General features: G+C 71.6%; 26 protein-coding genes. 8 read left to right on the forward strand and 18 right to left on the reverse strand.

The features are described from left to right. The first annotated feature begins 56 nt into the window (after positions 1–56). The gene (locus ACYSUO_RS03775; protein WP_461774538.1) at positions 57–509 is read left to right on the forward strand and encodes a DUF6314 family protein; all 453 of its coding nucleotides are present in this window, start codon (positions 57–59) and stop codon (positions 507–509) included. Here ACYSUO_RS03775 and ACYSUO_RS03780 read toward each other — a convergent pair. Further along, positions 502–933, reverse strand: coding sequence for a GNAT family N-acetyltransferase (locus ACYSUO_RS03780; protein WP_461774539.1), 432 nt, complete (start codon positions 931–933; stop codon positions 502–504). The two genes, ACYSUO_RS03775 and ACYSUO_RS03780, sit on opposite strands and share 8 nt — an antisense overlap. A 10-nt stretch (positions 934–943) precedes the next feature. Beyond that, a complete protein-coding gene (locus tag ACYSUO_RS03785) occupies positions 944–2,413 on the reverse strand; it encodes an aminotransferase-like domain-containing protein (RefSeq protein ID WP_461774540.1) in 1,470 nt (489 codons plus the stop codon). Here ACYSUO_RS03785 and ACYSUO_RS03790 point away from each other — a divergent pair. Both ACYSUO_RS03790 and ACYSUO_RS03795 read left to right on the forward strand, forming a co-directional pair. Further along, positions 2,412–3,374: a DMT family transporter gene (locus ACYSUO_RS03790; protein ID WP_461774541.1), complete on the forward strand. Its 963-nt coding sequence runs from the start codon at positions 2,412–2,414 to the stop codon at positions 3,372–3,374. The genes ACYSUO_RS03785 and ACYSUO_RS03790 overlap by 2 nt on opposite strands. 72 nt (positions 3,375–3,446) lie before the next feature. Next, positions 3,447–3,659 (forward strand): DUF1918 domain-containing protein, encoded by a 213-nt coding sequence (locus ACYSUO_RS03795; RefSeq protein ID WP_461774542.1) that lies wholly within the window; start codon positions 3,447–3,449, stop codon positions 3,657–3,659. Positions 3,660–3,680: 21 nt separating this feature from the next. Here the strand turns inward: ACYSUO_RS03795 and ACYSUO_RS03800 are convergent, their stop codons facing one another. Next, positions 3,681–4,889: a glycoside hydrolase family 10 protein gene (locus ACYSUO_RS03800; protein ID WP_461774761.1), complete on the reverse strand. Its 1,209-nt coding sequence runs from the start codon at positions 4,887–4,889 to the stop codon at positions 3,681–3,683. Between the two features lie 186 nt (positions 4,890–5,075). On the opposite strand from ACYSUO_RS03800, the gene ACYSUO_RS03805 reads away from it, so the two are divergent. Both ACYSUO_RS03805 and ACYSUO_RS03810 read left to right on the forward strand, forming a co-directional pair. Further along, a complete protein-coding gene (locus tag ACYSUO_RS03805) occupies positions 5,076–5,936 on the forward strand; it encodes a 3-hydroxybutyryl-CoA dehydrogenase (RefSeq protein WP_461774543.1) in 861 nt (286 codons plus the stop codon). Between the two features lie 193 nt (positions 5,937–6,129). Then, a complete protein-coding gene (locus ACYSUO_RS03810; RefSeq protein WP_327664227.1) occupies positions 6,130–6,387 on the forward strand; it encodes a hypothetical protein in 258 nt (85 codons plus the stop codon). A gap of 13 nt (positions 6,388–6,400) precedes the next feature. On the opposite strand, the gene ACYSUO_RS03815 is transcribed toward ACYSUO_RS03810, so the two are convergent. The 10 genes from ACYSUO_RS03815 to infC form a co-directional block, all read right to left on the reverse strand. After that, the gene (locus ACYSUO_RS03815) at positions 6,401–6,931 is read right to left on the reverse strand and encodes an NUDIX hydrolase (RefSeq protein WP_426904874.1); all 531 of its coding nucleotides are present in this window, start codon (positions 6,929–6,931) and stop codon (positions 6,401–6,403) included. A 72-nt stretch (positions 6,932–7,003) separates the two neighbouring features. After that, positions 7,004–8,344: a tetratricopeptide repeat protein gene (locus tag ACYSUO_RS03820; RefSeq protein WP_461774544.1), complete on the reverse strand. Its 1,341-nt coding sequence runs from the start codon at positions 8,342–8,344 to the stop codon at positions 7,004–7,006. 305 nt (positions 8,345–8,649) lie between these two features. After that, on the reverse strand, positions 8,650–9,735 hold the full coding sequence (locus ACYSUO_RS03825; protein ID WP_461774545.1) for a PP2C family protein-serine/threonine phosphatase: 1,086 nt from the start codon (positions 9,733–9,735) through the stop codon (positions 8,650–8,652). A 208-nt stretch (positions 9,736–9,943) separates the two neighbouring features. Beyond that, on the reverse strand, positions 9,944–12,457 hold the full coding sequence (gene pheT / locus ACYSUO_RS03830) for a phenylalanine--tRNA ligase subunit beta (RefSeq protein ID WP_461774546.1): 2,514 nt from the start codon (positions 12,455–12,457) through the stop codon (positions 9,944–9,946). Next, positions 12,457–13,596 (reverse strand): phenylalanine--tRNA ligase subunit alpha, encoded by a 1,140-nt coding sequence (gene pheS / locus ACYSUO_RS03835; RefSeq protein ID WP_461774547.1) that lies wholly within the window; start codon positions 13,594–13,596, stop codon positions 12,457–12,459. The genes pheT and pheS overlap by 1 nt, the downstream gene beginning before the upstream one ends. A gap of 140 nt (positions 13,597–13,736) precedes the next feature. Beyond that, positions 13,737–14,852, reverse strand: a complete 1,116-nt coding sequence (locus ACYSUO_RS03840) for a sensor histidine kinase (protein WP_461774548.1) — start codon at positions 14,850–14,852, stop codon at positions 13,737–13,739. A 46-nt stretch (positions 14,853–14,898) separates the two neighbouring features. Then, entirely contained in the window at positions 14,899–15,741 is an 843-nt protein-coding gene (locus ACYSUO_RS03845; protein WP_461774549.1) for a TrmH family RNA methyltransferase, read from the reverse strand. A 281-nt stretch (positions 15,742–16,022) separates the two neighbouring features. Beyond that, entirely contained in the window at positions 16,023–16,406 is a 384-nt protein-coding gene (gene rplT / locus ACYSUO_RS03850) for a 50S ribosomal protein L20 (RefSeq protein ID WP_266721589.1), read from the reverse strand. Between the two features lie 99 nt (positions 16,407–16,505). Beyond that, entirely contained in the window at positions 16,506–16,700 is a 195-nt protein-coding gene (gene rpmI / locus ACYSUO_RS03855) for a 50S ribosomal protein L35 (protein WP_266721587.1), read from the reverse strand. Positions 16,701–16,822: 122 nt separating this feature from the next. Continuing rightward, positions 16,823–17,518, reverse strand: coding sequence for a translation initiation factor IF-3 (gene infC / locus ACYSUO_RS03860; RefSeq protein ID WP_426904867.1), 696 nt, complete (start codon positions 17,516–17,518; stop codon positions 16,823–16,825). Positions 17,519–17,863: 345 nt separating this feature from the next. Here infC and ACYSUO_RS03865 point away from each other — a divergent pair, with 345 nt between their 5' ends. Continuing rightward, positions 17,864–18,226 carry a DUF1844 domain-containing protein gene (locus tag ACYSUO_RS03865; protein ID WP_266721583.1) on the forward strand — a complete coding sequence of 121 codons (363 nt, stop codon included), beginning with the start codon at positions 17,864–17,866 and terminating at the stop codon, positions 18,224–18,226. A gap of 36 nt (positions 18,227–18,262) precedes the next feature. Here the strand turns inward: ACYSUO_RS03865 and ACYSUO_RS03870 are convergent, their stop codons facing one another. Then, positions 18,263–18,994 carry an SseB family protein gene (locus tag ACYSUO_RS03870; RefSeq protein WP_461774550.1) on the reverse strand — a complete coding sequence of 244 codons (732 nt, stop codon included), beginning with the start codon at positions 18,992–18,994 and terminating at the stop codon, positions 18,263–18,265. A 95-nt stretch (positions 18,995–19,089) separates the two neighbouring features. Here ACYSUO_RS03870 and ACYSUO_RS03875 point away from each other — a divergent pair, with 95 nt between their 5' ends. Next, the gene (locus tag ACYSUO_RS03875) at positions 19,090–20,001 is read left to right on the forward strand and encodes a serine hydrolase (protein ID WP_461774551.1); all 912 of its coding nucleotides are present in this window, start codon (positions 19,090–19,092) and stop codon (positions 19,999–20,001) included. Here the strand turns inward: ACYSUO_RS03875 and mycP are convergent. After that, positions 19,985–21,145, reverse strand: a complete 1,161-nt coding sequence (gene mycP / locus ACYSUO_RS03880) for a type VII secretion-associated serine protease mycosin (RefSeq protein ID WP_461774552.1) — start codon at positions 21,143–21,145, stop codon at positions 19,985–19,987. The two genes, ACYSUO_RS03875 and mycP, sit on opposite strands and share 17 nt — an antisense overlap. 2 nt (positions 21,146–21,147) lie before the next feature. Further along, entirely contained in the window at positions 21,148–22,059 is a 912-nt protein-coding gene (locus tag ACYSUO_RS03885) for a hypothetical protein (protein WP_461774553.1), read from the reverse strand. A 646-nt stretch (positions 22,060–22,705) separates the two neighbouring features. Between ACYSUO_RS03885 and ACYSUO_RS03890 the strand changes: the two genes are divergently transcribed. Beyond that, complete coding sequence (locus ACYSUO_RS03890; protein ID WP_461774554.1) at positions 22,706–23,908, forward strand: amino acid deaminase/aldolase; 1,203 nt, start codon at positions 22,706–22,708, stop codon at positions 23,906–23,908. A gap of 22 nt (positions 23,909–23,930) precedes the next feature. Here the strand turns inward: ACYSUO_RS03890 and ACYSUO_RS03895 are convergent, their stop codons facing one another. Both ACYSUO_RS03895 and ACYSUO_RS03900 read right to left on the reverse strand, forming a co-directional pair. Further along, positions 23,931–25,220, reverse strand: coding sequence for an HAD family hydrolase (locus tag ACYSUO_RS03895; RefSeq protein ID WP_461774555.1), 1,290 nt, complete (start codon positions 25,218–25,220; stop codon positions 23,931–23,933). A gap of 43 nt (positions 25,221–25,263) precedes the next feature. Beyond that, on the reverse strand, positions 25,264–26,046 hold the full coding sequence (locus ACYSUO_RS03900; RefSeq protein WP_461774556.1) for a 3-oxoacyl-ACP reductase: 783 nt from the start codon (positions 26,044–26,046) through the stop codon (positions 25,264–25,266). Positions 26,047–26,048: the final 2 nt, after the last annotated feature.

Below are 26,048 nucleotides of genomic sequence, written 5' to 3' on the forward strand. Positions count from 1 at the left end.
GGAAGCAGCGGTACGCGCGTCAACGGTTCGCGCAGAGGTGAGCGGGAGTGGTGTGCGTGACGAGTGAACTCTGGCCGGTTTCCGACGTGTTGGCGTTCCTGGCGGGGCGCTGGCAGGTCGAGCGGACCGTGCGGGACCTCTCCGAGGATGTGACCGGGGTGTTCAGCGGGACCACGGCGTTCACGGACGAGGGTGAAGGGCTGCTGCACTTCGAGTCCGGGACGTTCGAGTGGCACGGGGTCGCCCGGCCCGCCGAGCGCACGCTGCGGTACCTGCCGGGCGAGGAGGCCGGTACCGCGGTCGTGCGGTTCGCCGACGGGCGGTTCTTCCACGACCTGGACCTGCGGACCGGGCACCACGTCGCCGACCATCCCTGTTCGGCCGACCTCTACCGGGGCGAGTTCTCCGTGTACGACGCGGAGCGGTGGCGGACCGTGTGGCGAGTGAAGGGGCCGGCCAAGGACCTGCTGCTCACGACGGATTACCGCCGCAGGGGCTTGATCAGGTGAAGTACAACGCCATCCACTGATCCGGATGCTCCAAGGGCTTGAAGCCCACCTCCTCGTACACCCCGTGCGCGTCCTGCGTCGCCAGGAGGATGCGGCGGATGCCGAGCGGCTCCAGGTGGTCGCGGGCCGTCGTCACCATCGCCTTGCCGATGCCCTTGCCGCGTACCGAGCGGTCGACGTACACGTCGCAGAGCCAGGCGAACGTGGCCCCGTCCGTGATCACGCGCGCGTAGGCGACCTGTTCGCCCGAAGCGGCGTCGTACACACCGAAGTTGAGGGAACCGGCGAGCGCCTTGTCCTGCTGGGCGCGCGGGCGACCGAGCGCCCAGTACGCGTCCTCCGAGAGCCACGCGTGGACACGGTCCGTGTCGATGCGGGCGGGGTCGGTGGATATCTCGTAGCCGTCGGGCAGTGGGCTGGTCATGCGGGGATCCTCACAGGTCGGACGCGGGCGCGTCGAGCGGATTCGGGGGCAGCAGCTCCGCGCAGGCCGCCTTCAGGCGGCGTACGCCCTCGGTGAGCTCCGCGGTCGTCGCGACGCCCACGAAGCTCAGCCGGATGTGCGGCGCCGGGGGTTCGGCCGAGAAGTACGGGCGGCCCGGGGCGACCGCGACGCCCGCGCGCAGGGCGCCCGCAACCAGCGCCGCCTCGTCGCTGCCCTCCGGCAGGCGCAACCACAGGTGGTAGCCGCCGGCCGGGATGTGCGTGAGGTCGAGCGCAGGGAGGTCCGTGGTGATCGCGGCCACCAGGATGTCGCGGCGCCCCCTCAACTCCCCCGCCAGCGTGCGCAGATGGCGCGGCCAGGCCGGGGAACCGACGAGTTCGAGCGTGGCCTCCTGGAGGGGGCGCGGGACGAAGAGGTGGTCGACGACCTGGATCGCGCGCAGCCGCTCCAGGACCGGCCCGCGCGCGGCGAGGCAGCCGATGCGCAGGCTCGGGGACGTCGCCTTGGTGAGCGAGCAGACGTGCACGACGACGCCGTCGGGGTCGTCGGACGCGAGGGGCCGGGGCAGCGGTCCCGCGTCCTCGTGGACGAGGCGGCGCACGAAGTCGTCCTCGACGATGAACGCCCCGGCCTCCCGCGCGATCCGCAGCACCTCGGGCCGCCGGTCGGAGGAGAGCACCGCCCCCGTCGGGTTCTGGAACAGCGGCTGGCACACGAAGAGTCTGGCGCCGGTCGCCCTGAACGCCTGCGCGAGGAGTTCGGGGCGCACACCGTCCCGGTCCACGGGCACCGGCACCGGCCGGAGCCCGGCCGCCCGCGCGATCGCCAACATGCCCGGATACGTGGGCGATTCGACGAGGACGGGGGCGCCGGGCGGCGCGAGTGCGCGCAGCGCGGTGGTGAGCGCCGACTGCCCGCCGAACGTGATCAGAACGTCCGAGGCGGAGACCGCCCCGCCGATGCCGCGCGCGAACCACTCACGCAGTTCGGGCAGACCGTCGACGGGCGGCTTGGCCCAGGCCCCGGGGCGCCGTCCGGCGCGCGCGAGGGCGGCGGACATGGCGGCGCCCGGCTGCAGGACCGGGTGCAGATAGCCGGTGTTGAGCTCGATGACGCCGGGTGGCGGCGACGAGAGCGTCACGAGGACGCCCGCCGCGTCGACCGCGCGCGGCACGACCTCCGTCGCGGCGTCGGCGCTCAGCGCGACCTCCTGCCAGGAGGTGTCGCCGACGGGCCCGGCCGAGGCCCGCGCCTCGGCCCGGTAGGCGCCGGCGCCGGGGCGGGTGACGACGAGGCCCTCGGCGGCGAGCTGGGCGAGCGCGCGGGAGACCGTCACCGGGCTCACCTTGAAGCGGTCGACGAGGGCGCGGCTCGACGGCAGCTTTTCACCCGGCGAGTAGCGGTTCAGCTCGGTTCGGAGCCGTTTCGCCAGTTCGCCCACACTGCTACTCTGTTGCATGAGAGCACAGAATAGCGCTATCGAGCCGGACCGGGTAGCAGTTGCCGACCGGCAGACCGCCGCGGCCACCGCGGCGGCCCCGCTCGCACCCCAGGTCCGGCCGGGCAGGCTCGCCGGGACCGTGCTCGCCGCCATCGGCGTCACGTCCTTCTCACTTACCTTCCCCGCCACGGCCTGGGGTCTCGAAGGCTTCGGCCCCTACTCGCTGATCAGCGTGCGCTGCGCCCTGGCCGCGCTCGTCGCGGGCGCCTGTCTGCTGGCCCTGCGCGTCCGCGTCCCCGAGCGGCGGCACTGGGCGGGCCTCGCCGTCGTCGCCGCCGGAGTGGTGGTCGGCTTCCCGCTGCTCACCACGCTCGCGCTGGAGACGGCGACGACCGCGCACTCCGCGGTGGTGGTCGGCCTGCTGCCGCTGACCACCGCCGTCTTCTCGTCGATACGCACCGGGACCCGGCCCTCGCGCACGTTCTGGGTCGCCGCGTGTGTGGGCGCTGCCGCCGTCATCGCGTTCACGGTGCAGCAGAGCGGCGGCGCCCTCACCCGGGCCGACCTGCTCCTGTTCGGTGCGCTGCTGATCTGCGCGGCGGGCTACACCGAGGGCGGCCGACTCGCGTCCGTGATGCCGGGCTGGCAGGTCATCGCGTGGGCGCTCGTCCTGTGCCTGCCCCTCGCCGTGGCGGGCGCGGCGATCTCCCTCCCGTACGAGCCGGTGCACCTGACCGGGCACGCCGTGGCCGGGCTGCTGTGGGTGGCGGTCGGCTCGCAGTTCCTCGGACTGGTCGTCTGGTACAAGGGCATGGCGCTGATCGGTATCCCGAAGGCGAGCCAACTCCAGCTCGCGCAGCCGCTGTTGACCCTCGTCTGGTCGGTCGCCCTGCTCGGCGAGGCGCTGCCGGTCGCGGCGCCGCTCACCGCGGTGGCGGTCCTGCTGTGCATCGCGGCCACCCAACGCGCGCGTGGCTGAGGACGGGTCCAAGTTCCTTGTACCGCCGTACACTTGCCGCAACGCAACGGCACGTTGAGGAGGTCACTCCTGATGCGCGCAACCGTAGGGGATCAGCTCCTGGTCCACGGCCGGATCGTCGGACAGCACGACCGGGTGGCGCAGGTCATCGAAGTGCTCGGCGCGGACGGCGATCCACCGTTCCGCGTGCGGTTCGAGGACGGCCACGAGGCGATCATGTCGCCGGGCCCGGACGCGGTCGTCCGGCACCCGACCACAAAGCACTCGGCCACAAAGAAGGCCTGACCCCGGCGTAGGGCCTGTCGGTCAGCTGTAGTGGTCCGCCACCACGCGGGCCATCGCACCGTTCCTGTCCTGCCCGACCTCCTTGGCCGAGAAGAAGACGTGCCCGCGCACCTCCGGGTAGCGGTCCGCCAGCGTGAGGTGGCGGGACAGCTCGGCGGGGTCCTGCCAGGCGGCGGGCTGCGCCGGATCGCCCGCCTTGTAGAGCGCCTCGCCTATGTAGAGGCGCACGCCCGTCCCCCGTACGACCCGGGCCCACCACGGCACGAGCTTCGCGTAGTCGGCGGCCGCGAAGCCGATGTTCCAGTACACCTGCGGCACCACGTAGTCGATCCACCGCTCGCGCACCCACTTACGGGTGTCCGCGTGCAGGTCGTCGTAGGTCTGCACACCGGCCGTGGTGTCGGAACCCTTCGGGTCGGTGGCCTTGTTGCGCCACACCCCGAAGGGGCTGATGCCGAACCGGGTCCGAGGCCGGGTCTTCCTGATGCGCGCCGCCATCTCCCGGATCAGCCGGTCGATGTTGTCGCGCCGCCAGGCCGCCCGGTCCGGGAAGTCGCCGCCGTACGTGGCGTAGGCCGCGTCGTCGTCGAAGGTCTGGCCCGCGACGGGGTACGGGTAGAAGTAGTCGTCGAAGTGCACGGCGTCGACGGGGTACTTCTCGACCGCGTCCAGCATCGCGTCCACGACGAAGCGGCGGACCTCCGGCAGACCGGGGTTGTAGTAGAGCTTGCCGCCGTAGGGCACGACCCACTCGGGGTGCAGCCGCGCCGGATGGGTGGGGATCAGCCGGCCCGGGTCCGTGTGGTTGGCGATCCGGTACGGATTGCACCAGGCGTGCAGCTCCAGGCCCCGCGCGTGCGCCTCTGCCACCGCCGTGCCCAGCGGGTCCCAGCCGGGGTCCTGCCCCTGCGTTCCGGTGAGGACGGCGGACCACGGCTCGTGATCGGACGGCCACAGGGCGTCGGCCGTCGGCCGGATCTGGAAGATCACGGCGTTGAGCCGGCGGCGAACGGCCGTGTCCAGGTGCGCGATCAGTTCGGCGCGCTGCTCGGCGGCGCCAAGACCCGCCCGCGAGGGCCAGTCCCGGTTGGCCACTGTGGCCAGCCACATCCCCCGAAGTTCCCGCCGCCGCGGCCGCACCGGCGCCGAGGCGGCGGCGTCCGCCGCCGTCGCCGCGGTCAGCGCGAGGACCGCCCCGAGCGTGAAACCGCGCCGCGAAATACGTGAGATACGTCCCATAGGTTCCCCCCAACCTCGTGTGACACGGTGTTGACGGCATGAACAGCCGTTAACCCGGGCTCCACCCCACTCATGTCTACGGGGTAACGTGCGGATCCGGAAGCCCCCGGCGAGACACTGTGCCCTGGCATCGGTGATCCCCGGAAGAAGAGCGAAAGGCACGAGGTGACGGACCCCTTGAGTGACATCCAACGCGTCGGCGTGGTGGGTTGCGGCCAGATGGGCGCCGGAATCGCGGAGGTCTGCGCCCGTGCGGGACTCGACGTGAAGGTGGCCGAGACCACCGGCGAGGCCCTGGAGTACGGGCGCACGCGACTGCTGAGCTCCCTCTCGAAGGCGGCCTCGCGCGGCAAGATCACCGAGGAGGAGCTGGCCGAGACGCAGGAGCGCCTCACGTTCACCACGGACCTGGGCGAGTTCTCCGACCGCGACCTCGTCATCGAGGCGGTCGTCGAGAACGAGCAGGTGAAGACGGAGATCTTCCAGGTCCTCGACCAGGTCGTGACCCGGCCCGACGCGATCCTCGCGTCGAACACCTCCTCCATCCCACTGGTGAAGCTGGCCGTGGCGACGTCCCGCCCGGACCACGTGGTCGGCATCCACTTCTTCAACCCGGCGCCGGTGCAGAAGCTCGTCGAGCTGATCCCGGCGCTGACCACGTCCGAGGGCACGATCAGCCGCGCCCAGGTCATGGTGGAGAAGATCCTCGGCAAGCACGCGATCCGCGCCCAGGACCGCTCGGGCTTCGTGGTGAACGCGCTGCTCGTGCCGTACCTGCTCTCCTCCATCCGGATGTTCGAGTCGGGCATCGCGAGCCGCGAGGACATCGACAACGGGATGGAGCTCGGCTGCGCCCACCCGATGGGCCCGCTCAAGCTCTCCGACCTGATCGGCCTCGACACCATCGTCTCCATCGCGGACTCGATGTACGACGAGTACAAGGAGCCGCTGTACGCCGCTCCCCCGCTGCTGCAGCGGATGGTCGACGCGGGCCGGCTCGGCCGCAAGAGCGGTTCGGGCTTCTACACCTACGCCTGACCACGCAGCGTAATCCGTAAGTGGGCCCGGTGTTCTTCGGAGCACCGGGCCCACTGCGTTCGCACGGGGAGTGCGCGGCTGACCCGCATATGCCGTTCGCACACGCTCCCGCCGCGTCCACCAGGCGAGTTGACTTCCGGCTGTACATCAGTGAAGACACGACTGATGCCACGATCGAGAAAGGAGCCAACTCGTGACCACCGACCCGGATAATCCCGTGGTCCCGGAAGAACTCGCAGAGTTACGACGGGTCTTCGAGGTTCAACTGGCCCGTATCGACGGTCAACTGGCCCTGCACACACACCGCGACGACCAGACCGCCAAGGATCAGGACGACCTCAGTACCCGGCTCAGCGCGCTCGAGAACACCCGCTGGCCGCTGCCCACGGTGGCCGCGCTGACCTCGGTCGGCGCGTTGGCCATCACGGTGTGGCAGGCCCTCGGACACTAGCCCCCGAAGGGTGCTAGCCGAGGTTTTGGTGGTGCAGGAGAAGTAGTGCCGCCGCCATGTTGGCGGCCGGGACCTCTCCGCGAGCGATCATGTCGGGGACGAGTTTGAGCGGGACCCATTCCCTGCGGTCCGACTCGAAATCGTCCTGGGGGTGGCCGATGTACGTTCCCTCGTCGGTCCAGTAGATGTGGTGCCGGGCGTCCGTGAGGCCGTTGGACGGTTCGACGCTCATCAGGTGCCGCAGCGGTCCCGGCCGCCAGCCGGTCTCCTCCTCCAATTCCCTTGCCGCCGCGTACGCGATGTCCTCCCCGTCCTCGACGACACCCGCGGCGAGTTCCCAGCCCCAGCTGTCGGTGATGAAGCGGTGCCGCCACAGCAGGAGCACTTCGTGCGCCTCATTGACGATCGTGGCGACGGCCACGGGGCGCAGGCGTATCACGAAGTGATCGAGGTGCCGGCCGTCCGGCAGAGCGACGTCTGCCAGGTTGACGCTGAACCATCGGTTTGCATACACAGTTTGTTCGTTCTGTTTCGTCCACTGCACGGTTCTGCCACCTTCCGCCGAGTTGCTGGCAATATCGCAGCAGTGGCGTCCGCGGGCTCCCCGCGTAAAGGCTCACAGTGGTACGCGCAACGCTCCATCGATGAGTTCGGCGGCCTCGGCCGTACCTGCGCATCCGCTGCGCACGAGGTGTTCGCGGACGGCCCGGAGTCTGTCGCGCAAGCGCTGCGACTCCATGCCCCGAGCGGTCTCGGCCATTTCCACGGCGGTGGCCACGGCCTGTTCCGCGTTCCCCTGTCTGAGCTGGATCTGGCTGAGTACGGCGAGCCGGTGCACCCGACCCCGATCGTGCGCCGGAGTGTGCACCGCCTCCTGCGCGTGCTCCTTGGCGGCCGCGTAGTCCCCGAGACTCAACAGGGCCTCCGCCACCTGTACGTTGACGAATCCCGGCTGCACGTAACCCGTCTCGTCCGGCTCGTGCCCGCGCCGGATGCGATCGGCGGCGGACTCGGCACGCCGGATGCACTCCAGGGCGCTCGTGCCGTCACCGAGGTGTGCGTACGCCTTCGCCTGCATCGCGTACAGATCGGACGCGAGCGCGGGCGTGATGTGCCGCCCCGCGGCGCGCAGCGCGGCCTCCGCGAAGGCGACGGCCTGCCGGTGGTCGCGCATGTGCAGCGACTGGTTGACGAGCAGCGCGATGACATAGGCACCAAGTCCCCTGTCGCCACTGGCCTTCGCGAGCCGCAGCGCCTGGTGGAAGTAGCGCTGCGCGAGCCCGTGCGCGTCGGAGTCGTACGCGCAGATGCCCGCGATGGCCACCAACCCGCCCGTGGCGCGGTGCAGTTGGCGTCCGGTGTCGTCGGTGTAGCTGCCGCGCAGCAGGGGCGCCGCCTCGGTGTTGAGGAAGCCGACGATGCGGCTGCGCGTCGCGATGCCGCCCGCCTTGCGGTACATCTGCTCGTAGTGGGCGCGGGCCGAGCGCATCATCTCCAGGTCGGCGACGCTGACCGGGTGGCGGCCACCGCGCGACACGTCGTTGTCCTCGGGCGGGTTCTCCCACTCCCACACCGGCATCACGGCCGGTGTGCCGGTGACCGCGGGCGCGTCCAGGATGTGCCGGCGCTGCTGCTCGTCGGAGCGCCACAGAGCGGTGGCCCGCTCCACGAAGCCGGACAGCGTCGTCACGTGCGCCGTGGCGGGCTCGCAGGAGATGCCGAGTCCGATGTCGTCGAGGGTGACGTGCCGCTGGAGCCGCGCCGCCAGCACTTCGCAGATCAGGTCGGGCACCTGGCCGCGCGGCCGCTGGCCCTTCAACCAGCGGGCGACCGCGGTGTGTTCGTAGCGGAGGGCGAGGCCGCGCGCCTTGCCCACCTGGTTGACGTGCGCCGCGAGTCCCGCGTGGGAGATCCCGGCCTCGTCGAGAATCGCGTCGAGCAGGGTGTTGGGCTGCATGGAGAGCCTCCGTCGCCCGGCATTGGCCCGGTGCCGCCAGCCTAGTCGAGCAGCGTTCACACGGGGTGTGATCGGAATGCCCAAGTCCGTGGCGTGTGCGCGCTGTTGTGGCTGGTTGGGACCCGCTTGACTGAACTGCCTCGCAAGAGGCCGGCCGGGCCGTCGGCTCCCCCTCGTACAGCGCGGCGGCCCGAACCCCGCGTCGTCCGCCCGCTCGCCTGCCCGACACACTCCGCGACGGGCGGACGACGCGGCACCCGGCCTCGTATGGTCACGCCCTCGTACGGTCGTGAACGGCCGGGATTTCAGAGCACCTTGTGGGCGGCGCGGACGACGGGCCCGGGGTGCTGGGCGGGCACCCGGCTCCGGTCGTTGCGCAGCACGAGCAGCGCGGCGTCGTCGCAGAGCGGGCCGCCGACGTGACACAGGAGCCGGCTGTAGACGGCGTGGATGACGGCCTGGGGCGTGATGGGGCCGCGGCGCAGGGCCCCGTCGAGCGTGGAGCGCAGCGGGAAGAACCGGCCGTGGTGATCGCGGGCGTCCTCGATGCCGTCGGTGTGCAGCAGGAGGCCCTCGCCGGGCAGGATCCGCCCGCAGCGCACGGCCGGCAGCTCGGCGGGCAGCGGGAACGGGCCGAGCGGAGGCATCGGGTCGCCACCGCTCATGGGCTCCACGGAGCGCACGGTGCCGGGGCGCAGCAGATACGGCCACGGGTGACCGCAGTTGAGGGCGTGCACCGCGCCGTCCCGCCGGATCTCCAGGAGCAGCACCGTCACGAACTCCTCCGCGACCGGGTTCTCCGGCTCCCCTCCCCCGGCCGCGGGATGCTCCTCCCGGGCGCGCTGTCGCAGATAGCGGGCGTGTGCGCGCTCCAACCGCCGCAGCAGCGCCCCGAGTTCGTCCTCGTCGTGCGCGGCCTCGCGAAAGCTGCCGAGGACGGCGCCGACGGTGCCGAGCGCCGCGATCCCGTGCCCTCGTACGTCGCCCATGACCACGCGGACGCCGTGGTCGGTGGCGACGACGTCGTACAGGTCGCCGCCGATGCTGGCGCCGCGGTCGGCGGAGAGCTGTCCCGCGGCGAGCGCGAGACCGTCGAGCCGGGAGGGCAGCGGGCGCAGCAGCGCGGACTGCGCGGCGTCCGCGACGGCCCGCGCCTCGCTCAACTCCCGCATCAGGGTGTGCCGCACGCGCAATATCAGCCCGGTGCCGACGGCGAAGAAGACGGCGCTGGTCGCGATCCGCGCACCCAACCCGTCCAACTGCGCGAGCGGACAGACGAACTTGTACGTCATGGCGACCGCGCCCCACACGGTCGGCAGGCCCAGCATCAACGTGCGCCGGGCGCGCCTCGGTTGGAGTCCCGTGGGCGCCTTGGTCTTGATACGGATCATGCCGACGGCCCCCTAGGCCTCCCACTGCAGCGCGCTCGCCGGTCGGCCCGGCGACCGCATCGATTCTGTCCACCGCCTGCCCGTTCGGGACCGGATCATCGCGAATCGTCACTCGAATGAGTGAGGGGTGCACCCGGTCTCCCGGATGCACCCCTCAGGTGCGGCTTTGCGCGCTGTCACGCGCCGGCACTGATACGCGCCTGCGTTGTTACGCGCCGCGCAGCACCGCGCCCGTACGCTCGGCGGCGAGCGCCACCGCGGCGTCGCGGGCGGCCGACGCCTCGTCGGCCTTCAGCGTGCGGTCGCCGGCCCGGAAGCACAGCGCATAGGCGAGCGACTTCTTGTCGTCGCCGAGCTGCTCCGCGTTCTCGTACACGTCGAACAGGCGGATGGACTCCAGGAGTTCACCGGCGCCCTCGCGCAGCGCCTTCTCGACCTCTGCGGCCGGAACCGTCTTGTCGACGATCAGCGCGACGTCCTGCGTGGCGACGGGGAACGTGGAGATCCGCGGCGCCTCGATCAGGCCGGTGCCGGCCCGCTCCAGGACGTCGAGGTCCAGCTCCATCGCGCAGGTGCGCTCGGGCAGGCTCAGCGCCTTGACGACGCGCGGGTGCAGCTCACCGGCGTGGCCGACGAGCGTCTCCGTGCCGTCGATGTCGACGTACAGGGCGGCGCAGCGGCCGGGGTGCCACGGCTCGTGCCGGTCGGCGCGGACCGTGAGCTCCGCGTGCGCCTCGCGGGCGAGGGTGCGCGCGGCCTCGATGGCGTCGGCCCAGTCGGCCGGGCGGCCCTTGCCCCACCAGCCGGCCTGCTCGCGGGCGCCCGCGAGGACGACGGCGGCACGGCGCGGCTGCGCGGGCAGCGCGGCGTTCAGACCGGCGATCTCCTCGTCGGTCGGGCGGCGGTCGACGGGGAGGCGGACCGGGGCGATCTCCTCGCCGGTCGGCCGGAACACCAGGCCGGTCTCGAAGAGCGCCAGGTCGTGACTCCCGCGGCCGTCGTTGCGGCGCAGCGCGTTCAACAGCCCCGGCAGCAGCGTCGTACGGAGCGCGGGCTCCTCGTCGTTGAGCGGGTTGATCAGCTTGACCACGTTGCGGCGGGCGTCGTCCGCCTCCAGGCCGAGCTGGTCGAAGACGCCCTCGCTCAGGAACGGGTAGTTGAGCGCCTCGACGTACCCGGCACCGGCCAGCGCACGGCCGACACGGCGGTGCAGGCGCTGGCGCGCGGTCAGGCCGCGGCCCGCCGGGGGCTTCGGCAGCGTGGAGGGCAGGTTCTCGTAGCCCTCCAGGCGGATGACCTCTTCGGCGAGGTCGTTCGGGTCCACGAGGTCGGGGCGCCAGGACGGCACGGTGACCGTCAGGACGTCCTGCCCGTACGCGTCGCAGCCGACCTGCTGGAGGCGGCGCACCACGGTCTCGCGGCCGTACGTCACGCCCGCCACCTTGTCCGGGTGGTCGGCCGGGACGGTGATGGTGTGCGGCCCGGACGGGGCGACGACCTCGGTGACACCGGGCTCGGCCTTGCCGCCCGCGAGCAGCACGAGAAGGTCGACGGCGCGCTGGGCGGCGGCCGAGGCGGCCTGCGGGTCGACGCCGCGCTCGAAGCGCTTGGACGCCTCGGAGGACAGCTTGTGGCGGCGCGCGGTGCGGGCGATGGAGACGGCGTCGAAGTGCGCGGCCTCGATGACGACGTCGGTGGTACCGGCGTCCTCGGCGTGGTCCGCGATCTCCGTGTTGGCGCCGCCCATCACGCCGGCGAGGCCGATCGGGCCGCGCTCGTCGGTGATGACCAGGTCCTCGGCGTCGAGCTTGCGCTTGGTGCCGTCGAGGGTGGTGAGCTGCTCGCCCTGCTCGGCGCGGCGGACGCCGATCGCGCCCTGGACCAGGGTGCGGTCGTAGGCGTGCAGCGGCTGGCCGAGCTCCATCATCACGTAGTTCGTGACGTCGACGGCGAGCGAGATCGGGCGCATGCCGACCTTCTGCAGACGGCGCTGCAGCCAGATCGGGGAGCGGTACTCGGGCGACAGACCGGCGACGGTGCGCGCGGTGAAGCGGTCGCAGCCGAGACGGTCGGTGATCTGCACCGGGTAGCCGTCGGCGTTCGGCGTCGGCACATCGAGGAGGGCCGGGTCGCGCAGCGGCAGACCGTAGGCGATGGCGGTCTCGCGGGCGACACCGCGGATGGACAGGCAGTCGCCGCGGTTGGCGGTCACCGCGATGTCCAGCACCTCGTCGACCAGCTCGAGCAGCTCGATCGCGTCGGTGCCGACCTCGTGCTCCGGCGGCAGCACGATGATGCCGTGCGTGCCGTCGTCGCCCATGCCGAGCTCGTCGGTGGAGCAGATCATGCCGTGCGAGGTCTTGCCGTACGTCTTGCGCGCGGCGATCGCGAAGTCGCCGGGCAGCACAGCGCCCGGCAGGACCACGACGACCTTGTCGCCGACGGCGAAGTTCCGGGCGCCGCAGACGATCTCCTGCGGCTCACCGGTGCCGTTGGCCTGCCCGACGTCGACGGTGCAGAAGCGGATGGGCTTCTTGAAGCCCTCCAGCTCCTCGATGGTCTTGACCTGACCGACGACGAGGGGGCCCTTGAGGCCTGCGCCGAGCTGCTCGACCGTCTCGACCTCGAGGCCGGCGGACACGAGCTTGGCCTGCACGTCGCGGCCGGTCTCGGAGGCGGGGAGGTCGACGTACTCCCGCAGCCAGGAAAGCGGGATACGCATCAGATCTCCATCCCGAACGGCCGGGTGAAGCGGACGTCACCCTCGACCATGTCTCGCATGTCTTCGACGTTGTGGCGGAACATCAGCATCCGTTCGATGCCGAACCCGAAGGCGAATCCGCTGTACTTCTCGGGGTCCACACCGCAGGCGACGAGCACCTTCGGGTTGACCATGCCGCAGCCACCCAGCTCGATCCAGCCCTCGGAGGAGCAGGTGCGGCAGGGGCGGTCGGCGTTGCCCACGGACTCGCCGCGGCACACGTAGCAGACCATGTCCATCTCGGCGGACGGCTCGGTGAACGGGAAGAAGTTCGGGCGCAGCCGCGTCTTCATGCCCTGGCCGAAGAGCGCCTGGACCATGTGGTCGAGGGTGCCCTTGAGGTCCGCCATGGTCAGGCCCTCGTCGATGGCGAGCAGCTCGACCTGGTTGAAGACGGGGGTGTGCGTGGCGTCCAGCTCGTCGGAGCGGTACACGCGGCCGGGGCAGATCACGTAGACCGGCGGCTCGCGGTCCAGCATCGAGCGGATCTGCACGGGAGAGGTGTGCGTGCGCAGCACGAGACCGGCCTCGGCATCATCCCCGGCGCCTCGCGCCTCTTGGGCGCCCTGGACGAAGAAGGTGTCCTGGGTGCCGCGGGCGGGGTGGTCCGGGCCGATGTTGAGCGCGTCGAAGTTGAACCACTCGGCCTCGATCTCCGGGCCCTCGGCGACCTCGTAGCCCATGGCCACGAAGACGTCCTCGATGCGCTCGGAGAGCGTGGTGAGCGGGTGCCGGGCGCCGGCCTGCTCGCGGTCGTGGGGCAGCGTGACGTCCACGGCCTCCTCGACGAGGACGCGCGCGTCGCGCTCGGCCTCCAGCTCGGCCTGGCGGGCGGCGAGGCCCCGGCCGACGGCGGCGCGCGCCTGCCCGACGAGCTTGCCCGCCGCGGCCTTGGCCTGCGGCGGCAGCGCGCCGATCTCGCGGTTGGCGAGCGCCAGCGGCGAGGTGCCGCCGGTGTGCGCGACCTTGGCCTCCTGAAGCGCCTCGAGCGAGTCCGCGGCGGCGAAGGCGGCGAGCGCCTCCCCCTGCACGCGCTCGATCTCTTCCGGTTTCAGTGCCTCGACCTCGACAGGGTCGTACGACTTGTTCGGTGCCGACATCTCTTCCCGTGCTTCCGATTGGCGTGGCTGATGGTCCCGCAGACGCGTTCGACGGCCGTCGAGTGGCGGGGACGCAAACGTGCCAAAGGACGAGTCTAACGGGGGTGAGGTGTGCGAATGCGCCCGTGGTGCCTGGCCGGTCAGCTGGTGAGATACGCCGGCGTCGCCACGGGCAACGTAAATCGGAACTCGGCGCCGCCACCGGGCGCCCGCCCGACGGTGATCGACCCGCCGTGGGCCTCGACGATGCCCTTGACGATGTAAAGCCCGAGGCCCGTCCCGCCGCGCTTGCTGCCCCGCCAGAAGCGGGTGAAGACGCGGTTCATGGACTCCTCCGGGATGCCGGGGCCCTCGTCGCTCACGGTGACCGACGTGCCGGTGGGCCGGGTTGGCTCGACGTCAATGGTGACGGTTCCCTCGCCATGACGCACGGCGTTTTCCAGCAAGTTGCTCAGGACCTGGTCGACCTTGTCCGGGTCGGCCCACGGATCGGGCAGCGGATGCTTGACGCGCAGCAGGAACCGGTCGGCCGACTGCCCTGCGGCGACGTGCGCCTGGATGTGCCGGGAGACGGCGGCGGCGATGTCGACGGGCTGACGTCGCAGTTCGAGCCGCCCTGAGTCGATGCGGGAGATGTCGAGCAGCTCGGCGATGAGCCGGGTCACCCGGTTCGCGTCGGCGTCGACCGTCTCCAGCATGAGCCGCTTCTGCTCGTCGGTGAACCGTTCCCACTTGGCGAGCAGCGTCGCGGTGAAGCCCTTGACCGAGGTCAGCGGGGAGCGCAGCTCGTGGGCGACGGTGGCGATCAGCTCGGCGTGGCTGCGTTCGGTACGGCGCCGGGCCTCGGTGTCCCTCAGCGACACGACGACGCGGCGCACGGGTCCCCTCGGCCGGGTGCGCACGTAACGCGCGGTGACCAGGACCTCCCGGCCGCCCGGCAGCAGCAGGTTCCGCTCGGGCTGTCCGCCGCGGATGGCGAGGCCGCCGTACGGATCGGTGAGCTGCCACCAGCGCCGGCCCTCGAGGTCCTCCAGCGGGAGGACGCGCTCGAGCGGGGCGTCAAGCGCGGTGCCCGCGCGGACCGCGGTGATGCGCTCCGCGGCGGCGTTGAAGCAGATGACACGGCCGCGCTCGTCCGCGACGACGAGTCCGTCGGGCAGGTCGTCGGGGTGCACGCCGAGCGCCGCGAGCCCGTCGGGACCGGACGCGTCGGACCCGGTCAGGCCGCGTGATCCGCTGCCGTTGACGACGCTCATCTCCCGCGCTCCCCCTCCCGGCGGTCGATCCGGAAGAGTCACCCTACTAGCCGGGAGTGACGGAGCGGCACCCTCCGGGGGCACGCTGCGCACGCGCGGAGGCGTACAGGCAAACGGCGGCCGCCGTCGCGAGGTTGAGGCTCTCGGCCTTGCCATGGATGGGCACGCGCACGACGGCGTCGGCGAGTGCGCGGATCTCCTCCGGCAGGCCCCAGGCTTCGTTGCCGAACACCCAGGCGGTCGCGGCGCCCATGGTGCCCTGGTCCAGCTCGGCGTCGAGGTCGTCCTCGCCCGCTCCGTCGGCGGCGAGGATCCGAACGCCCGCCTCCTTGAGCCCGGCGACGGCCTCCTCGACGGGTACGCCCACGGCGACGGGCAAGTGGAACAGCGATCCCACGGAAGCCCGCACCGCCTTGGGGTTGTACAGGTCCACGGAGGCGTCGGTCAGCACGACGGCCTCGGCGCCCGCGGCGTCGGCGCACCGCAGCACGGTTCCGGCGTTCCCGGGGTCGCGCACATGCGCGAGGACGGCGACGAGCTTGGGCCGCGCGGCGAGGATCTCCTCGAACGGCGTGTCCAGGAACCGGCACACCCCCACGAGGCCCTGCGGGGTGACGGTGGTGGAGATGTCGGCGATGACGTCCTCTTCGGCGAGGTGCACCCGGGCGCCCGCGTCCCTGGCCTCTCCGACGATGTCGGCGTACCGCTCGGCGGCGTCCACGGTCGCGAACATCTCGACGAGCCCACCGTGCGCGGCAGCCTCCCGCACCGCCTGCGGCCCCTCGGCCAGAAACAGCCGCTCCTTCCCCCGGAAATTCCGCTTGGCAAGCCGCCGGGCGGCGCTCACGCGGGGCGACTTGGGAGAGATCAACTCGGGCGTTGCGACCATGCGCCTAACTTTCGGACGGGATAACGGGGTTGGGGCCTGACGAGCGATGCGCGGCACCGTGGGCCGCCTTGCCCACCCTGCCGCCCCAGGCGGCAGACTGCGCAAGGCGGGAGCGGCACTGTCAGCCCCGTGGCGGGTGGGCATTTCAAGCCCCTGCGGCGATTGAGCAGCGGGGTCCGGGGCGGAGCCCCGTGGCGTGGGGACGGACGCCCCCGAACAACGTGGGACCCGCAAGCCGACCGGCTTGCGGGTCCCACGTCACATGCGGCTCAGCGGAGCGTTCACGCAGCCTTGGGCGCGTTCACGTCAGCCGGCAGCGCCTTCTGCGCAACCTCGACGAGGGCGGCGAACGCGTTGATGTCGTTCACGGCCAGCTCGGCCAGCATCTTGCGGTCCACCTCGATGTTGGCGGCCTTCAGACCCTGGATGAGGCGGTTGTACGTCATGCCGTTCTGGCGGGCAGCGGCGTTGATGCGCTGGATCCACAGCTGACGGAAGTCGCCCTTGCGCTTCTTGCGGTCGTTGTAGTTGTAGACGAGGGAGTGGGTGACCTGCTCCTTCGCCTTGCGGTACAGGCGCGAACGCTGACCGCGGTAGCCGCTGGCCTGCTCGAGGATCGCCCGACGCTTCTTGTGCGCGTTCACCGCGCGCTTGACGCGTGCCACTGTTAACTCCTTGTAGCGGGGCCGGGGTTGTTGTCACCCGGCCCGAATTCGAATAGGTCCCGGTCTAGCCGACGTACAGGGCGTGCAGACGCCCGTACATCACTTGCCGAGAAGCTTCTTGATCTTCGCGGCGTCGCCCGGGGCCATCTCGGCGTTGCCGGTGAGGCGACGCGTCACGCGGGACGACTTGTGCTCGAGCAGGTGGCGCTTGCCGGCGCGCTCACGCATCACCTTGCCGGAGCCGGTGATCTTGAAGCGCTTGCTGGCACCGCTGTGCGACTTGTTCTTCGGCATGGCGCCGTTCTCTCCTCGTCAGTGGCGCTCCCGGCCGGTCCGTGCATGGCGCGAACCGGCCGTATTGGAACGTCAGTTGTGTCAGTTGGCATCCGTGGCGCACGGGCTGTGCGCGGCACGGATCATGCCTCGGCCGGAGCCTCGGCGGGGGTTTCCGCGGGTGCCTCGGCGACGTCCTCGTCGGCCTGGTCCTCGGCAACGTTCTGCGACTTGCCGGGGTTGGCCTTCGCGTCGGCCTTACGGGCGGCCTGCGCCTCGCGGGCCTCGGCCATCGCCTCGGTCTTCTTCTTGTGCGGACCGAGGACCATGATCATGTTTCGGCCGTCCTGCTTCGGGTTCGACTCGATGAACCCGAGGTCCTGGACGTCGTTCGCGAGACGCTGCAGCAGCCGGAAGCCGAGCTCCGGACGGGACTGCTCGCGACCACGGAACATGATCGTGATCTTGACCTTGTCGCCCTGCTTGAGGAACCGAACGACGTGACCCTTCTTGGTGTCATAGTCGTGCGGGTCGATCTTCGGCCGGAGCTTCATCTCCTTGATGACCGTGTGCGCCTGGTTCTTACGCGCCTCACGGGCCTTCATGGCCGACTCGTACTTGAACTTCCCGTAGTCCATGAGCTTGCATACGGGCGGACGGGCGTTCGCCGCCACCTCGACCAGGTCGAGGTCGTACTCCTGAGCAAGCTCAAGGGCCTTGGCAAGCGGAACAATCCCGACCTGCTCGCCGCTGGGACCGACAAGTCGCACTTCGGGAACGCGAATCCGGTCGTTGATGCGGGGCTCGGCGCTGATGGATCCTCCTCGGTAGCACCACACGACGGCCTGGCGGACCGCCGCGTATTTTGACGTAAGTACCAACCGCGCCGAAACACAAAAAATGCCCCGGACGGTACACAGGCGGGGCTCCAAGAATTACCGGAGCACCACCACGGTGGACCGCGGGGCGCAGACTCGGACGGTTCCGTCGTCCGTACGGAACGACGGTGACCGTCTGACCGGTGACCCACCGCCCTGGTCGGGCGGTCAGGTGGGAGATCGGAGCCTCCACTTGTGGGCCGGTCACTTCATCCGCGAGGACGTGTGTCCGGCCGGTCGTTACACAAGGTTAGCAGGACTTGGGGGGTGCGCCCAATCGGGTGCGCGCGACATATCGTGGGGCCCATGAGTGACGCGACCCCCGCAACCGACAACCCCGACTACGACGCGCTGACCCGCGACATCGCCGAGGTGCCCGCCGTAGAAGTCATCGTGACGGTCGCGGTGAACCTGATGAGCGCCGCCGCGGTGAAGCTCGGCCTCACCGAGGAGGGCGACGCCCACAAGGACCTCGACGAGGCGCGGAAGCTGATCCACGCCCTGGCCGGCCTGCTCGACGGCAGCGCCACGGAGATCAGCTCCTTCCACGCCGCTCCCCTGCGCGACGGCCTGAAGTCGCTGCAGCTCGCGTTCCGCGAGGCCTCGGTCGTGCCGGACGAGCCGGGCAAGGGCCCGGGCGAGAAGTACACGGGTGCCGTGTACGGCTGAGCATCAAAGGGCTACGTACTACGTACGTAGCCGAAATCACTGACGTACGTAGAGGGGCTCGCCCGGCGGCGTCGCCTCGGTCGGCAGGAGTGCCAGATCGAGGCCGCGCACCAGGCGGGCCCTCAGTGTTTCGTCGGCGGCGATGCGGCCGGCGAGGGCCTGGGCCGTGGCCTGGACGTCGGCGTCCGCGTCGAGGACCAGGGCCAGGGTGCCGTCCGCCTGGCCGGGGCCCAGGTAGGCGCGGGCCACGGCCGGCTCGGCGGCGACCGCCGTGCGCGCGGCCTCCCTGACGGCGGGGTCGGCGAGCGGGTCGGTGTCGGTGCGGCCCTCCGCGAGGGCGTACAGGGCCGGGCCCGTCAGCTCGTACGGGACGGGGCCCGCGACGTCGAGGACGACGGTGTCGGCCTTCTCGTGGGCGGCGGCCTGGAGCGCCTGGTGCAGCGGGACGGCCACCGGGCGGGCCTCGGGGTCCCAGAGGGCGAGCGACTCGATCGAGGTGAAGGCCGGGAGCGCCTTGCGGCCCGCCGCCTTCAGGGTCGGGACCGCCATGTCGCTCGTCTTCTCGCGGCGAAGTCCGTTCTCGTCCTCCTCGACCTCGCCGAGCACCGCGACGATGGGGACGAGCAGCCGGGTGTCCTTGAGCGCCGCCAGGACCGGGCCGTGGGCCGTGCGGTCCTGCGACCACGCGGCCAGGGCCTCGGTCAGGCGCGGGTCCGCCGTACCGTCGTCGTCGGAGAAGCCGGGGTCGGGAATGTTCTTGTTCGCCACGTTCACCGAGCCTACCGAGCGGCCGGGGCCGGATTCTCAGCGGACCCTGGGCCGCGACTCATGGTCCGCACAGGGTGGCCGCCGAGCATCGCGGCATGTCCCCCCGTTCCGCAGAGCCCCGTCCGTCCCGTCGGCGCCCCCGCGTCTGCGCCGCCGTCACCTCGGTCGTGCTCGCCGCCGCGATCGCCGGCACTACGGTCTGTGCCCGGACGCAGCCGCACCCCGCGGCCGCCCTCGTCTCGCACGCCGCTTCGGCGCCCAAGGAGAGTGCACCCGTGGATACGAACGCCGAGCTGGCCGAGGCGGTGAAGGCGGCCGCTCAGGAGCATGAGGGTGAGGTCTCCGTCACCGTCCTGAACGAGACCGACGGGACGAGCGCCTCGTACGCGTCCGGGGACGGGACGTACGACACCGCGAGCATCGTGAAGGTCGACGTGCTCGCCATGCTGCTGCTGCGGGCGCAGGACGAGGGGCGGGCGCTGACCGCGCAGGAGCGGACGTACGCCACCGCGATGATCGTGAGCAGCGACAACGACGCGACGACCGCACTCTGGAACGAGCTGGGCCGGGCCGACGGGCTCGACGCGGCGAACGAGCGGCTCGGACTCACCGGGACCAGCGGTGGCGACGGATCGCTGTGGGGACTCACGCAGACCACCGCCGACGATCAACTCGCCCTGCTCAAGCAGGTGTTCGGGGTCGGCGACGATCTCGCACTGAGCAAGGAATCGCGGTCGTACGTCCAGGGGCTCATGGGCGACGTGGAGAGCGATCAGGCGTGGGGCGTGTCCGCGGCCGGGGACGGCGGCGCCGCGCTGAAGAACGGGTGGCTCCAGCGCAGCACCACGGGGCTGTGGGACATCAACAGCATCGGGCAGGTCACCGTGGACGGGCGGCGGTATCTGGTGGCCGTCGTCTCCAACGGCAGCGCCACCAAGGCCGCGGGCATCGATCTCGTCGAGGACGTGGCGAAGGCCGCCGTGCCGGTGGTCAGCGGCGGCGCGTGAGGCGGTGGCCGCGCCACAGGTAGCCGGCCGCGCCGAGCAGCAGCACCCCGACGGTGCCCGCGAGCACGCCCACCCAGGTGGTGAGGGAACCGCTCGAGTCGTCGTCGGGTCCCGGGCCGAAGTACTTCTCGCCGTACGCGGCCGAGGTCAGGCGCTGCGGTTTCAGCTTCTCGCCCGCGGTGATCGCGGCGGCCGGGTCGACGAGACCGAAGCCGCGGGAGTCGTCGCGGCCGCCGGAGGGCGGATCGTCGGCCGTGTCCTCCATGAGCTTCTTGATCTGCGCGGGGCTCAGGCCGGGGTGGGCGCCGCGGACCAGGGCGACGGCTCCGGACACGAACGCGGAGGCGGCGCTCGTCCCCCACGCCGAGTAGTACTTGCGGTCGGGGTCGGCCGTGACGATGCCCCGGCCCGGCGCGGCGACGGAGGCGTACCAGCGGCGGGTGGAGAACGAGGCGCGGGCGCCGGTCGAGTCGACGGCCGTGGCGGTGATGACGCCGGGGTACGCGGCCGGGTAGGAGGCGTGGTCGCCCTGCTCGCCGCCGTTGCCCGCGGAGGCGACGACGGAGACGCCCTTCTTCAGCGCGTACTGGACGGCCGCGTCCTCGCTCGCCTCGGGGTGGGCGGTGTTCGAGTCGTCGCCGAGGGACAGGTTGATGACGTCGGCGCCGTGGTCGGCGGCCCAGCGGATGCCCTCGGAGAGCGCGTTGCCACGGCTCTCCCTGGCCTTGGCGCGGGACGGGTCGCCGTCCTCCAGGATCACCCGGACCGGCAGGATCTTCGCCTCGGGTGCCACGCCCATGACGCCGTCGCCGTCGTCCTTGCCGTGTCCGTGGCCCGCGATGATCCCGGCCATCGCGGTGCCGTGCCGGGCCCAGGGGCGGTCGCCGCGCCCGGCGCCGAAGCCGATGAGGTCCTTGCCGGGCAGCACGCTGCCCTTGAGGTCCGGGTGCTCGTCATCGACGCCCGTGTCCAGGACGGCGACCGTGATGCCCTTGCCGCGGGTCGTCTCCCAGGCCTCGTCGGTGTGCAGCGCGGTGAGGCCCCACTGCTGGGAGCGGACCGAGTCGGCGTGGGCGGCGGTGGCGGGGAGCAGCGTGAGGACGGCCGCGGTGCCGATCGCGGCGATCGTGTGCTGGCGGTTCATGGCTACTGCTCCGTGTCCCGGTCCGCGGCCTTCTTGACCGTCTTGCGCAGGTCGCGTTCGATCCGGTCGGCGACGCCCTGCGCGTCGTGGCCGAGTCCCGCCTGGGCGGGGGCGCTGGTGGCACCGGACTTCATGGCGTCGGCGGCGGGTTGCGGCTCGCTGACGGTGCGGCCGTCGGCGAAGCCGGAGACCGCGTAGACGACGACGGGGGCGTCGGTGAGGATGTTGATCGCCCAGGACGCGCGCTGGCGGTCTCCGAAGCCGGCGGCGAGGGTGCCCTTGGCGGCGTAGGGCCGGGGCATGAGGTCGTCGCGCCGGTCCAGGCCCTGCTCCATGAAGCGGGAGCGCAGCGCCTTCGTGGCCTCCGCGTCGGCCTTGGTGAACATCAGGCCGACCGTGGTGACGCTGCTCTGTGTGGCGTCGGTGTACGTGGCACGCAGCAGGCGCAGACAGCCGGCCGAGCGCAGCGCCTTGTGCAGCAGCGGGTCGAAGGCGTTCGCGCAGCTCGTATCGGGGGCGACCGCTATCCGCGTCCAGGTGCGGTCGGCGCGGCCGGGGCCCGCGCCCTCGCCCTTGAGCGTGCGCGGGAACAGCTGGTCGACCGGGACGCCGTGCCAGAGCTGGCCCGCCTCGCGGTACGCGGTCTGCACGGAGGGCGGGCCGCTGTCGTCGCCGGTGAGCAGGGTGCCCGTGGTGGCGCCGCCGATCAGGCCGAGGCCGAGCACGAGGCAGGCGGCGATGGCCGCGGTCCGCGGCTTGAGGCGGGGGCCGACGGGGCGCAGGAGCGTGGTGCTGTCGTCGTAGTGCTCCGGGCGCGCGAACCGTACGAAGGGCCGTCCGGCGGTCTCCGGGTGGGGGGTGAGGTCGACGGCGCCTATCGGGCGGCGGGACGGTTGCGGTGGCACGGGTGGCATGGGCGGCACCAGGGGTGCGGTCGCGGGGCTCTGCCCCGGACCCCGCTGCTCAATCGCCGCAGGGGCTTGATTTTGCCCACCAGGGGTGGGCGGCACGGGTCGCAGCCGGGTGGTGGATTCGGCGGGGGTTTCCTTCGGCGCACCGGGAACACGCGCGGGCGGCAACGGCGCACCGGAGCCCTTGGCCGGCGGCAACGGCGCGCTCGAACTCCTGGCGGGCGGCAGCGGCGCACCAGAACTCTTGGCGGGCGGCAAGGGCGCGCCCGAGATCTTGGCAGGCGGTAGCGGCGCGCCCGAGCCCTTGGTGGGTTCGGCAGGCGGCGGGCCGTCCGGGAGGCGGGACGACGGGGCCGGGGGCGGCGGCGTGGCAGGCGACGACGGCGACGGCGTGGTCGGGTCCGGCTGCGGAGGCGTGGAGGGCAACGGTGGGGCCGTGGGGGGAAGTTGGGTGGAGGGGGGAGGCGTCGTGGGGCGCGGAGGGACGCGTCGGGCTTCCGTACTCATGCCTCCCCCGTCTTCTCAAGCCAACGTGCGCGTCACTCTAACGGGCCCGGCCAGGTCACCGCGTACTCCGCACACGGGATCGACCGATCCATCACCATCCGTCCCCCTACCCTGCGGTAATCCTGTCTGGCAGGCTTCGGCCATGACACCGCGCGCCGCCGATCGGGCCCGGTACGACCGGGCCACCGCTCATCTCGACGCCCCACTGGCGATCGTGGACCTGGACGCGTTCGACGCCAACGCCGACGACCTGGTGCGCCGGGCCGCCGGAAAGCCGATCCGCGTCGCCAGCAAGTCCGTGCGCTCCCGCGCCCTGTTGGAACGGGTGCTCGCGAGGCCGGGCTTCGCCGGGATCATGTCGTTCACCCTCGCCGAGTCGCTGTGGCTCGCGCGGTCCGGGTTCGACGACGTGCTCCTCGCCTACCCCTCGGCCGACCGTTCCGGCTTCGCGGAGCTCGCGCACGACCCGAAGCTGGCGGCGGCCGTGACCGTGATGGTCGACGACCCGGCCCAGTTGCGGCTCATCGAGGGCGCGCGGGAAGGGGGCCGCGAGGAGATCCGGGTCTGCGTGGAGCTGGACACCTCGTGGCGGACGCTCGGCGGCCGGGTCCGGGTCGGCGCGCTCAGGTCACCCCTGCGTACGCCCTCCCAACTCGCCGAGCTGGCGCGCGTCGTGACCCGCCGCCCGGGCTTCCGGCTCGCGGGGATCATGGCGTACGAGGGTCATGTGGCGGGCGTGGGGGACTCGCTCGCGGGGCGGCCGGTGCGCTCGCGGGCGATCCGCCTCATGCAGGCCGCGGCGCGCAAGGAGCTGGCGGTGCGGCGGGCGGAAGTGGTGCGTGCGGTGCGGTCCGTGGCGCCCGACCTGGAGTTCGTGAACGGGGGCGGCACAGGGAGCGTGCAGCACACGGCGGCGGAGGCGGCCGTGACCGAGATCGCGGCGGGGTCCGGGCTTTACGTGCCACGGCTCTTCGACAACTACACGTCGTTCACGGGGCGTCCGGCCGCGCTGTTCGCGCAGCCCGTGGTGCGCAGGCCGGGCGTCGGTGTGGTCACCGTGCTCGGTGGCGGCTATCCGGCCTCGGGCGCGGCGGGCACCGACCGGCTGCCGGTGCCGTATCTGCCGGAGGGGCTGCGCTACGACGCACAGGAGGGCCCCGGCGAGGTGCAGACGCCGCTGCTCGGCTCTGCCGCCGACGATCTGCTCATCGGGGACAAGGTGTGGTTCCGGCACGCGAAGGCCGGGGAGCTGTGCGAGCGGTTCGAGACGCTGCACCTGGTGTCGGGCGACCGGGTCGTGGAGACGGTGCCGACGTACCGGGGCGAGGGCTACGCGTTCTTGTAGCCCTCACCCACCGACGTAGGGCTCAGTAGATCGAGTCCACCTGGTCGGGGACGACCGAACCGTCGTCCCTGAGCAGCGGCCCGAAGCCGCCCTCCGGCTTGTTGTACCCGGCCGTGGAGCACGGGTACGTGCCCGTCTTCTGCGGCATCGGCTCGATGAACATCGGGTTGGCGACCCAGCGTCCGTCGGCGTTGTCGTAGGCCCGGCACATGATCTCGGGCTTGTTGCGGTTGAGGACGAGGTGCGCGCCGGTCGCGTCGCCGACGAAGGTCACGTCGGTGTCGGCGTCACCGCCGCCGAGCGCGATGCGCTTGTCCCAGCGCTGCTTCTCCCAGGCCGACTTCCCCTTGACGTGGAAGATGTCCTGGTTGACCCAGCACCGCTTGCCGTCGATGTACGGGATGGCCTCGCCCTGGTTCACCCCGACGCCGCCGCAGCCCTCGTTGTACGTGGTGATGCGGCCCTCGCGGTCGAGGATCGAGCGGATCGCGATGGTGTGCTTGCGGTCGATGCCGACGCCCCGCGACCACACCTCGGTCACCGGCTCGGACCCGGCGGACACGATGTAGACGTCGAAGCCCGCCCGCTGCAGCGTACGGATCAGGTTGCGCTGCTGGTCGTAATAGCGCACGTAGCCGGGGATGGTGTGCGTGCCCAGCTTCTGCGTGGAGCCGACGGGTGCGGCGAGCGCCTCGGCGCGGGCGGCGGCGGCGTACGACTCCAGTTCGGGGACGGTGCTGCCCGCGAACAACTGCGGCACCCAGGCGTACTGGGGCACGGTGCGGCGGTGGTTCCACTCGCCCGCGAAGGCGGCGGCGCCGCTCATCGTCTTGCCGGACTCACGGATGTTGAAGATCTCGTCCGTGCAGTCGGTGTCGGTGGACGTCGGCAGCGGGGCGCCGACCGGGACGTCCGTGCCGCAGGCGGCGGTGAGCGCCTTGTCGGCGTCGTCGGTCATCCACTTGCTGGTCTTCTTCCAGCTCGCGGGCCGCAGGATCTTGTCGTGCTTGAGCGACCAGGCGATGGTCGCGTCGGTGACGTCGTTCTTGGCGACGGTGTTGTCCCAGTCGAACGCGGCGACGGGACGCGGGCCCTTGTGTCCCCCGCAGATTCCCCGTTCGTCGATCATGCGCTGGAGCTTGGCCCGGTTCTGGCCGTACCAGGGCAGTTTCGTCGACAGCTGGGGGCACTTCGCGGCGGAGCCGGCGGGCTGTGCGGACGTGGCGGCGGCCGCAGGAGTGGTCAGGCTCGCGGCCGCCATGAGGGCGGCGGCCGCGACCGAGGTCCACGCGGCAACATGTCTGTTACGCATGTGAGTGGACCGTACACGCGTGAGCGCGTTGCTCACAGGGTTCTCACGCCGGTGTCACGTACGCGCCTGAGATCCCGCCATCGACCAGGAAGTCGGTGGCGTTCACGAACGCCGCGTCGTCGCTGGCGAGGAAGGCGACGGCCGCCGCGATCTCCGTCGCCTCGGCGAACCGGCCGACCGGAATGTGCACGAGCCGGCGCGCCGCCCGCTCCGGGTCCTTGGCGAACAGCTCCTGCAGCAGCGGGGTGTTGACCGGGCCGGGGCACAGGGCGTTGACCCGGATGCCCTCCCGCGCGAACTGCACGCCCAGCTCGCGGGACATGGCGAGGACGCCGCCCTTGGACGCGGTGTACGAGATCTGCGAGGTGGCGGCGCCCATCCTCGCCACGAACGACGCGGTGTTGATGATGGAGCCCCGGCCCTGGCGGCGCATGTACGGGATGGCCGCCTTGCAGCACAGGTACACGGAGGTCAGGTTGACGTCCTGGACCCGCTTCCAGGCCTCCAGGCCGGTGTCGAGGATCGAGTCGTCGTCCGGCGGCGAGATGCCCGCGTTGTTGAAGGCGATGTCGACGCTGCCGTAGGTGTCGTACGCGGTCCTGAACAGCGCCTCGACCTGCTCGGCGTCGGTGACGTCGACCTGGACGAAGGTGCCGCCGACGTCCTCGGCCGCCTTCTTGCCCGCGCTCTCGTCGATGTCTCCGCAGACGACGTGCGCGCCCTCGGAGGCGAGCCGGCGCGCGGTGGCGAGGCCGATGCCGCTGCCGGCGCCGGTGATGACGGCGGTGCGGCCGACGAGGCGGCGGCAGATGATGTCTTCGCTCATAA

This window comes from Streptomyces sp. UC4497, from assembly GCF_054871485.1.

What these genes read in the sequence shown, in the direction of transcription:
- ACYSUO_RS03780 (WP_461774539.1), bottom strand. Translation starts at nt 933, where the DNA reads ATGACCAGCCCACTGCCCGACGGCTACGAGATATCCACCGACCCCGCC.
- ACYSUO_RS03790 (WP_461774541.1), top strand. Translation starts at nt 2,412, where the DNA reads ATGAGAGCACAGAATAGCGCTATCGAGCCGGACCGGGTAGCAGTTGCC.
- ACYSUO_RS03785 (WP_461774540.1), bottom strand. Translation starts at nt 2,413, where the DNA reads ATGCAACAGAGTAGCAGTGTGGGCGAACTGGCGAAACGGCTCCGAACC.
- ACYSUO_RS03795 (WP_461774542.1), top strand. Translation starts at nt 3,447, where the DNA reads ATGCGCGCAACCGTAGGGGATCAGCTCCTGGTCCACGGCCGGATCGTC.
- ACYSUO_RS03820 (WP_461774544.1), bottom strand. Translation starts at nt 8,344, where the DNA reads ATGCAGCCCAACACCCTGCTCGACGCGATTCTCGACGAGGCCGGGATC.
- ACYSUO_RS03825 (WP_461774545.1), bottom strand. Translation starts at nt 9,735, where the DNA reads ATGATCCGTATCAAGACCAAGGCGCCCACGGGACTCCAACCGAGGCGC.
- pheT (WP_461774546.1), bottom strand. Translation starts at nt 12,457, where the DNA reads ATGCGTATCCCGCTTTCCTGGCTGCGGGAGTACGTCGACCTCCCCGCC.
- pheS (WP_461774547.1), bottom strand. Translation starts at nt 13,596, where the DNA reads ATGTCGGCACCGAACAAGTCGTACGACCCTGTCGAGGTCGAGGCACTG.
- ACYSUO_RS03840 (WP_461774548.1), bottom strand. Translation starts at nt 14,852, where the DNA reads ATGAGCGTCGTCAACGGCAGCGGATCACGCGGCCTGACCGGGTCCGAC.
- ACYSUO_RS03845 (WP_461774549.1), bottom strand. Translation starts at nt 15,741, where the DNA reads ATGGTCGCAACGCCCGAGTTGATCTCTCCCAAGTCGCCCCGCGTGAGC.
- rpmI (WP_266721587.1), bottom strand. Translation starts at nt 16,700, where the DNA reads ATGCCGAAGAACAAGTCGCACAGCGGTGCCAGCAAGCGCTTCAAGATC.
- ACYSUO_RS03865 (WP_266721583.1), top strand. Translation starts at nt 17,864, where the DNA reads ATGAGTGACGCGACCCCCGCAACCGACAACCCCGACTACGACGCGCTG.
- ACYSUO_RS03875 (WP_461774551.1), top strand. Translation starts at nt 19,090, where the DNA reads ATGTCCCCCCGTTCCGCAGAGCCCCGTCCGTCCCGTCGGCGCCCCCGC.
- mycP (WP_461774552.1), bottom strand. Translation starts at nt 21,145, where the DNA reads ATGAACCGCCAGCACACGATCGCCGCGATCGGCACCGCGGCCGTCCTC.
- ACYSUO_RS03885 (WP_461774553.1), bottom strand. Translation starts at nt 22,059, where the DNA reads ATGCCACCCGTGCCACCGCAACCGTCCCGCCGCCCGATAGGCGCCGTC.
- ACYSUO_RS03890 (WP_461774554.1), top strand. Translation starts at nt 22,706, where the DNA reads ATGACACCGCGCGCCGCCGATCGGGCCCGGTACGACCGGGCCACCGCT.
- ACYSUO_RS03895 (WP_461774555.1), bottom strand. Translation starts at nt 25,220, where the DNA reads ATGCGTAACAGACATGTTGCCGCGTGGACCTCGGTCGCGGCCGCCGCC.
- ACYSUO_RS03900 (WP_461774556.1), bottom strand. Translation starts at nt 26,046, where the DNA reads ATGAGCGAAGACATCATCTGCCGCCGCCTCGTCGGCCGCACCGCCGTC.